Raw genomic sequence first — 1,171 nt, 5'->3', positions numbered from 1 at the left:
CGAAATCGGCTCAAAATGAACCATTTCAAAAAAATCGGGGCGAAATCTGGCAGTAGCCTGAGGTTAAAACCGACGGGCTGCTAGCATACCATTCACCCATCGCAGGTGACGAGGCATCTCCATGCAAACCCAAACATTAGTACCGAAGAGTTTGTACCACACGGTTCTGGAAACCCCTTTCGGGAAACTGTACGTCGCATATGCCGAAAAATATCTTTGTCTACTCTCCGGCGACGAGCTGAAATTACGCCTGGATATCTATCGGCTCTATGGCCGATTTCCGGCCAGAAACGATGCAATGAGCGCACGGATGATCGCCAACATACTCACTTCTATACTGGGAGATAGGGCTTATCGCGGTCCACTTTGGTTCCCGTCCCATACGCCATTCCAGCGGCAAGTTTTAAAGAAGTTGCAGGAAATTCCGAGAGGAGAAGTGCGCAGTTACGGATGGTTGGCGAAGAGATTGGAACACCCACGCGCCAGTCGAGCCGTCGGGAACGCCTTGGCCTGGAATCCTTTCCCTTTCGTTATCCCCTGTCATCGGGTTATCCGTGCAGATGGCCGCCTGGGGAAATATTCCGGTGGTGGCGACAACATGAAGGTCAGACTGCTGACGTATGAGGGCGTTTCCGTTGGACAGGGGAAAGACGGCACCTGGAGACTACATGAAGGCCAAGGTGGCTGACCTATGACAGGAAATCGCGTCACTATCCCGCTGCCCGTGGATCCGCCCTACAGCTTTCGCTGGGCGATGGAATATCTGTGGAGTTCTCCCTCCACCGTTCTCGAAAACGTGGATCCCCATACTGGTTTGCAGCGGATGCTGTATCTGGACGGAATGCCAGTCCTCCTGGTTTTGCGCAGCGAGTCAGAAGACGTTGAGCACCCGGCACTTTTTGTGGAAATGCACAGTGACCGGAAAATTTCCCGGGCCATCCGCGATGCCGGGCTGCATTGGGCCAGGAATACCCTGAACCTTGACCAAAACCCGCGTGGTTTTCTCGAACTCGGAAAACGGGATGCTCCCCTACGTCAACTTCAGGAGCAATTCCGTGGCATGCGCCCTGTACGCATAGCATCCCCCTACGAATCTCTCATCTGGGCCATTATCGGTCAGCAGATTCATGTTGCCTTCGCGCGTCGTCTCAAATACCGCTTTCTGGAACAC

Annotated in this window: 2 protein-coding genes; both read left to right on the top strand. The window is 53.7% G+C overall.

All coding sequences use genetic code 11. The features are described 5' to 3' along the window. The first annotated feature begins 121 nt into the window (after positions 1-121). Positions 122-688: a methylated-DNA--[protein]-cysteine S-methyltransferase gene (locus tag HAP95_RS05215; RefSeq protein WP_215883258.1), complete on the top strand. Its 567-nt coding sequence runs from the start codon at positions 122-124 to the stop codon at positions 686-688. Between the two features lie 3 nt (positions 689-691). Beyond that, the coding region (locus HAP95_RS05210) for a DNA glycosylase family protein (protein ID WP_215883257.1) at positions 692-1,171 on the top strand (480 nt) is incomplete at its 3' end.

Origin of the sequence: Acidithiobacillus sulfurivorans (assembly GCF_018853815.1) — a bacterium.
Lineage (GTDB): Bacteria > Pseudomonadota > Gammaproteobacteria > Acidithiobacillales > Acidithiobacillaceae > Acidithiobacillus > Acidithiobacillus sulfurivorans.
Note: the sequence above shows the minus strand (reverse complement) of the source record. Positions and strands in the feature narration are given on the sequence as shown.